Origin of the sequence: Pontiella sp., from assembly GCF_041622395.1 — a bacterium.
Classification (GTDB): domain Bacteria; phylum Verrucomicrobiota; class Kiritimatiellia; order Kiritimatiellales; family Pontiellaceae; genus Pontiella.
In genome coordinates, this window is record NZ_JBFJYW010000222.1 from 1 (window position 1) to 6627 (window position 6627).

6 protein-coding genes and 1 pseudogene are annotated in these 6627 nt (G+C 58.7%); 1 reads left to right on the forward strand and 6 read right to left on the reverse strand.

Annotated elements, in window-relative coordinates; genetic code table 11:
• From ABYO54_RS12400 to ABYO54_RS12425, 6 genes and pseudogenes are all read right to left on the reverse strand, one after another.
• Positions 1–298, reverse strand: a pseudogene (locus ABYO54_RS12400) (hypothetical protein); the annotation flags it as partial.
• A gap of 72 nt (positions 299–370) precedes the next feature.
• Positions 371–1384 (reverse strand): flotillin-like protein FloA, encoded by a 1014-nt coding sequence (floA, locus tag ABYO54_RS12405; protein WP_372808568.1) that lies wholly within the window; start codon positions 1382–1384, stop codon positions 371–373.
• A 2-nt stretch (positions 1385–1386) separates the two neighbouring features.
• Positions 1387–2568 carry a polymer-forming cytoskeletal protein gene (locus ABYO54_RS12410; RefSeq protein ID WP_372808569.1) on the reverse strand — a complete coding sequence of 394 codons (1182 nt, stop codon included), beginning with the start codon at positions 2566–2568 and terminating at the stop codon, positions 1387–1389.
• Between the two features lie 3 nt (positions 2569–2571).
• A complete protein-coding gene (locus ABYO54_RS12415) occupies positions 2572–3042 on the reverse strand; it encodes an NfeD family protein (protein WP_372808570.1) in 471 nt (156 codons plus the stop codon).
• 53 nt (positions 3043–3095) lie between these two features.
• The gene (gene thiD, locus ABYO54_RS12420; RefSeq protein ID WP_372808571.1) at positions 3096–3893 is read right to left on the reverse strand and encodes a bifunctional hydroxymethylpyrimidine kinase/phosphomethylpyrimidine kinase; all 798 of its coding nucleotides are present in this window, start codon (positions 3891–3893) and stop codon (positions 3096–3098) included.
• Positions 3893–4201, reverse strand: coding sequence for a septum formation initiator family protein (locus ABYO54_RS12425; protein ID WP_372808572.1), 309 nt, complete (start codon positions 4199–4201; stop codon positions 3893–3895). The genes thiD and ABYO54_RS12425 overlap by 1 nt, the downstream gene beginning before the upstream one ends.
• A gap of 928 nt (positions 4202–5129) precedes the next feature.
• Between ABYO54_RS12425 and ABYO54_RS12430 the strand changes: the two genes are divergently transcribed.
• Positions 5130–6627, forward strand: a 1498-nt coding sequence (locus tag ABYO54_RS12430; RefSeq protein WP_372808573.1) for a hypothetical protein, incomplete at its 3' end; no start/stop codon positions are given.

Sequence of the window (6627 nt, forward strand, 5' to 3'; positions counted from 1 at the left end):
CGGGCGGGGGCATCGGCGGTACCGGGGCCGGTTCGGCCGCCATGAAATCTTCCTGCTCCTGCATGTAGTCGGGGCGTTCGTAGCCCTCGGGCCAGTCCGGCAGTTCGGTCGGCTGCGGTTCCAGCTTTTCGGCCAGGCTTTCGAAAAAAGCCTCGATGGTGTTGGGCTCTTTCTCCGGCATGTCATGGCCGGGCACGTCGGGCGGTTGCTTTCCGGCGGCCCCTTTTTCGAGGATGAACTTAACCAGGTTCACCAGCGCGATGACGATGAAGATTAAAAATGGAACAAGTTCGTCCATAGCAAAATCCTTCTGCCCGCAGATGACGCAGAACGTACGGATTGCCATCCGCGCGATCTGCGGGCTCGTTGATTATTTTTTGCCTTCGGTGTCATCATCTCCGCCCGCGAGGGATTCGCGCATGGAGGTGTCGGCCATGATGTTTTGCATGCGGTAGAAGTCCATCACGCCAAGGTTGCCCTTGCGGAACGCTTCCGCCATGGCCAGTGGGACTTCGGCCTGCGCCTCGATCACCTTCGCCTGCATCTCCTGCACGCGGGCGCGCATTTCCTGCTCCTGGGCAATCGCCATGGCGCGGCGGCCTTCGGCTTCGGCCTGGCGCATGATCTTGTCGGCGTCGGCGCGGTCGGTTTCGAGTTTGGCGCCGACGTTGGCAATCTGCCCGATGCCGGCGACGGAGACATCGGCGATATCGATCGAAACGATTTCAAAGGCGGTCTGCGCGTCGAGTCCGCTGCTGAGCACCTTGCGGCTGATCGAATCGGGGTTTTCGAGCACGTCCTTGTAGGAATTCATCGATCCGATGGCGCTGACGATGCCTTGGCCGACGCGGGCGATAATGGTCTGTTCGGTGGCGCCGCCGACGAGCCGCCCGAGGTTGGTGCGGACGGTGACGCGCGCCTTGACCAGCAGGCGGATGCCGTCCTTCGCGACGGCGTCGAGCATGCCGCCGGCCGTCTTGTCGGGGTCGGGGCAGTCGATGACTTTCGGGTTGACGGAGGTCTGGACGGCATCGACGATATTGCGGCCGGCCAAGTCAATGGCCGCGGCTTGCTGGAACTTCAGGTCGATGTTGGCCTTGTCGGCGGCGATCATGGCGCGGACGACGTTCTGCATGCTGCCGCCGGCGAGGTAGTGGGCTTCGAGCATGCCGGTGGAGACTTCCAGTCCGGCCTTGATGGCGGAGATGTAGGTGAGCACCACCTGGGTCGGCGGAACGCGGCGCAGTTTCATGCCGACCAGGTCGCGGATGCGAACCGGCGCTTCGGCGAACAGCGCGCGGACCCACAGGTTGATGACCGAGATCGCCAGCCCGAGCATGACCAGCAGGATCAGGGCGACGGGAACAAGGACTATGTACATCATGGCTATTTCTCCTCGGGGGTTAGTTTTTCGTCTCTTAACTCTTCAAGTTTCTTCAAGCTGTTCGGGAGCTGGATCATCAGGTGCCGCTTCTCGACAAACGAAAGGATCAGCGCCCCCATGCCGAACCAGGCCACCACTTGATGGAAAAGAAATAGCGGACTCGGGATGACGGCCACCAGATAAAGGAAGGCCAACCCGATCGACAGCGCCAGAATGACCTTGCCGATCGACTCGCGCATGGAGCGCAGCAGCAGGGCACCGAAAACCAGGCCGACGACGATGTGGCTCAAGTAGGCGAGCGCGCCCCATGCGGCGAGGAGCAGAACCCCCAGCGGCAGGCCGATGACCGACGAGATGCCGGCGATGCCGAAAATCAGCAGGCCCCAGAACGATACGAAGCCGACCAGCATGCATTTCCATGGTGAACTTCGAACCAGTTGCGTTGCAATTGCGGTGGTCATCGGGAAGACGGTGATGAACGGAATCCCAGCCAGCAATGCGGCAGCAAACCAGAGGGCCAGCGTCGAGAACCGTGCGGCGGAAAAGAGCGGCGGGCTCTGCGGCAGCTGTCGCGCCAGTTTTCCGGCCACGACTCCCTCCACCGGCACGAGCTCCTTGTTGGCGGTGTAGGTCAGGTCGCCCTTCAGTCGGGCGCTGCGCGTGAATAGGATGTCGGGGGAAACGACCTTGGTGTTGCCCTCGATGGTGCCGCCGAAGGTGAGCATGCGAGCCGAGGAAAAGTCTGCGTTCCCCTCGATGGCGCCTTCGTGGACAATGGTGTGCGCGAACACTTTCACGCTGCCGTGGACGAGCGAGTTGGTGCCGAATATGACGGTTTCGGCCAAGGCCAGCACGTTGCCGCCGACCTCGCCATCGATGCGGACGCTTTGCCCGGCAAGGCGGAGGCTGCGTTCGCAGTATCCACCCAGATAGGCGTTTTGGCCGCCTGCGCCCCAGACATTGCCTTCGAAGGTGCCGGAGAGCGCAATGGAATTTCCCGCAAGCAGGAAGAGGTCGTTCTTGTGCACGCCGTCCAGTTTGATCAAGTCGGCGGTAACCCACTGCTCGTCGGCCACGATCTGCCCCTCGGCCGACTGGTGGAAGTTGGTCGAGACGAACTGCATCGCCTGCGCGTGCACGGCGAGGGTTGCGAATAATCCAAGAAGTATGGGTTTCAATTGCATGGGCTAGGCTTTCACGACGGAGACATGGCCGTTGGAGGTGGAGGAGACTTTGACGGGTTGTCCGGCTTCGATCCATTCGCCGTCGGCCACCACGTCGAGGCGCTTGCCATCGAATTTGGCGATGCCCGCCGGGCGCAAAGTGGAAACCGCTTCGCCGACCGTTCCGACGGCGACGCCGTCGTCCTTGTGCGATTTGTAGTTGGCGGTCGATTCTCCGAGCGAAAGGCTTTTCCCGACGCGGCTTTTCGGGAAATAACGAATCCAGACGACGAAGGTCAATATGCCGACCCCCAATAGTGCCAGCCCGGCGACCATGTTCCACGGGTCGGGAAAGTTGCGCCAGCCGATGACGGCGGCGAAGATCCAAGCAATTGCGCCGAAGATGCCGAGGATGCCGCCGGGAATGAAAATTTCCATGCCGATGAGGACAAAGCCCGCAAGCAGCAGTGTAAGGTAAAGTGTTATCGGTTCCATGCGGATAACCATAGGGAACGGGCGCGCGATTGAAAAGGTTGATTAGCGGTCTTTTAAGCGGTCTTTAAGGGGCCGATCATCATGGGGCCATGCCCCTCTCCGACGTTGGCGGGAGTCAGTAGGCAATCGTGGAGAAAGCGCTTGGCGGTCCGGACCGCGTCGGGAATGTCCTGCCCCAGGGCGATGGCCGAAGCAATGGCCGCGGAAAGGATGCAGCCCGTGCCGTGCGTGTGCCGTGTTTCGATGCGCGAAGCGGTGAGCCAGGCGCATTGATCCCCCCGGCTCCAGAAGTCGGAGCATTCGTTGCCGTCGGCGTGCCCGCCCTTGATCAGAACGGAGCCGACGCCCATTGCAAGAATTTCATCCGCCGCATCCTCCACGCGATCGATCCGGTGGCCAATCAGGAACTCGGCTTCCGGCAGGTTCGGGGTTAGTACCGCGACGTGCGGGAAAATTCGGCTGATCAGGGTGTCGAGCGCTTCGGAATCCAGCAAGTCGGTGCCCGACGTGGATTTCAGTACGGGGTCGCAAACGATCGGCGGGCAGGAGGGAAGCGTTTCCAAAAAATCGGCCACGGCTTTGCAGGAGCTCGCGCTGCCCAGCATTCCGGTTTTTATGGAATCGGGCGGAAGGTCTTCCGCCAGTGCGGCGAGCTGCGCGCGCAGCATGACTTCGGAAACGGATTCAACCAGTTGTACGCCAAGGGTGTTTTGCGCCGTGAGGGCGGTGACGACGGAACAGCCGTGCACGCCGAACGCGCTCATGACCTTGAGGTCGGCCTGTACGCCGGCACCTCCCCCCGAATCGGACCCGGCAATGGTCCAGGCGATGGGTGAGCGGTTTCGCCGCATCAGAAGCTTCCGGTTTCTTCCGGGAACAGGAAGATGGTTTCGTTGGTCCGGGCGTAACCGACTTCGTGGGCGACGCGCTCAACGAACTCGGGGTCGGAGTTGAAACGGCGTTGCTTTTCCTTGAGTTCCAGTTCGTAGGCCATGGTTTCATCGATGCGCAACTGCAAGGTGTCGTGGCGGTTCTGGAAATCCTTCAGCTGTCTAACCTTCGGAGTGAACGCCAAAACCACGCCGACGCCAGCCATGAGGACGATGGCAACGAGCACGACGCGATTGATCAGGTTCCAATATTTTTCCGTTTGCTGCATAAAATTGCGGATTTTCCGTTTTGCTTGGTTAGATGCGGTCAATATAGCGGGAATCCCGCATGCAACAAGTCCGTTTTGGATTCAGGCTTCCCCAAATCTTGAATGAAACGGTTTCCCGCTTACCCGATCCGGCTCGGATGCGGCATCTCGGAATTTTGCATCTTTTCCGTGTTTTAAAGACCTGGGCGCGCCGGAATGCGGTCCTTTCCTTAAGTGCATTACGCAATTTAACATTCGCCCACTGAAACCATCATATTCCTCCCGGTTATCGGATATTTTGTTTTCCGGATAATAAATTTGACCGAGGAAAGGTGCTCGTATAGACACATCAACTCTCAATCAGGCAGGGGTATGTCTGTTGTGTAAGTCCTTACGGGCTAGGGAAGAAGAATTTTTCTTTATTGTGTTTTCAAGAGCTGTTCGCGTGGGCGGATCGGCAATGGTCAATGGTCGCAAGAGGGGATGCCGGCGACCCGTGGCGTTGCTTCCGTTTTCGCAAAACGGATGATTTAAAGTTTGTTTGGGTCGGAATTTAGGCTGCGACAAAGATCAATTTGAAATAGTTTGCGACGAGTCGACTCGGCGGAATTGGGAAAAGACCGACTTTTTTTCCGGTGGAATCGGCTCAAATGGCGACTTCGGACATCGAATCTTCCAGATGTTCCACAGCATACCCCAGATGATTGGCATAACGAATGCTACAAACGCTGGACGTATTTCAGCACCGGGCAACTGAGCCGCTCCGGTGCAACTCTAGGGGCAGAGTGGGATGCGCGGTGAACATCAATATAGGAAGAAGTCGATGCAAAAAAGTGTATTTAGGTGGGCGAGGTTGGCCCCGGTCGTGGTTTTGATATACCTGTTGGGCCTGCAGAAGGCAGAGGCCGTTGGACCCGTTCCTCCTTCGGAGAATCCGCCGGATCCTGTCTTGACGGGGATCGAAATCTCGGGGCCTTCAACCGTGAACGAGCAGGAGCCTGCACAATTCACCTGTACGGGGAAATATTCGGACGCAACCACAAAACAGGTCCAGCCGGTCTGGGGAGTCGATGTTGCGTTTGCCTCGATCTCGGATTCGGGGGAGCTGCTCTCCGATGACCTTTCCGCAGATGCGCTGGTGAACATTACAGCTAGCTTCGGAGGGAAGACGGCAACGGCAAGCATCACCGTCCTCGATACGACTCCCACGCTTGTAAGTTTGGCGATCGAGGGGCCGGGATCCGTTGATGAGGGCATGAATGGCCAGTTTAGTTGCTATGCGACCTATTCCGACGAGAGCGTATCGCAGATCGACGCCAACTGGAGTGTCTCTTCGACAGCGGCGACCATCGATTCCACCGGCCTATTGCTTGCCGGCAGCGTTGACGCGGACGTGGAACTGATCGTTTGGGCCAGTTCCGGGGAAATGACCGCGCAGAAGGCCGTAACGATCAGCGATGTTCCGTCAGTGGTCACCGGGATCACGATTTCTGGCGCGGTTTTCATGGACGAAGGGTCCGAGATTCAGCTGGATTGCATCGCGGAATATTCCGACGGAACCTCTTCGCTGGTTGCGGCGAGCTGGAGCGAAAACTCCGCGTACGCCACGATCGAGAACGGGTTGCTTCAGGCGGACGATGTCTCTTCCGATCAAAGCGTGACCGTTGGCGCGAGCTACGGCGGGTTCGCCGACACCCACGTTGTATTGATTAAATATGTTGCTCCAACCCTGGAGAACATTTCCATCTCCGGCGACGCTTCGGTTGCCGAGGAATCCACTTCCACATACGTTTGTACGGCCCATTATTCCGATGGAACGAGCGAGCCGGTGACGGATGTGATCTGGAGCGAAAGTTCCTCCTATGCGTCGATCGGCACGAGCGGGACGTTGACGACCGGGGATGTTCTTGAAGATGAGTCCTTTACGCTCACCGCCTCCTACGGCGGGAAGACGGATTCGATTTCCGTAACAATCCTATACGTGGAGCCCGATCTGGTCTCGATTGAAATTGCGGGAGCAACTTCCGTGGATGAAGGCGAAGCGGCCCATTACACCTGTACCGGATATTACAGCGACAGCACCTCCAAGTCCGTCGAGCCGATCTGGAGCGTGAATTCTTCGAATGCACTGATCGGAGCGGGCGGCTGGCTGACGGTGCAGGACATTGCCGCATCGGAAACCGTACTCGTTTCCGCGTTGCTCGACGGGGTCCCCGATTCGCTTTCGGTAACCCTGAACTATGTTGCCCCGTCCGTCGTCGTGACCGGGATTTGGATCGACGGTCCGTCGGAAATGAACGAACTCAGCTCGATTACCCTTTCGTGCAAGGCGGCGTTCTCCGATGGAACAACCAACACCGTCGGCGCAACCTGGGCGGATAACTCCTCGAAGTGCACCATGGGAACGGGCGGCAAGCTGACCACCGGCAATTTCGACGCCGATGGAA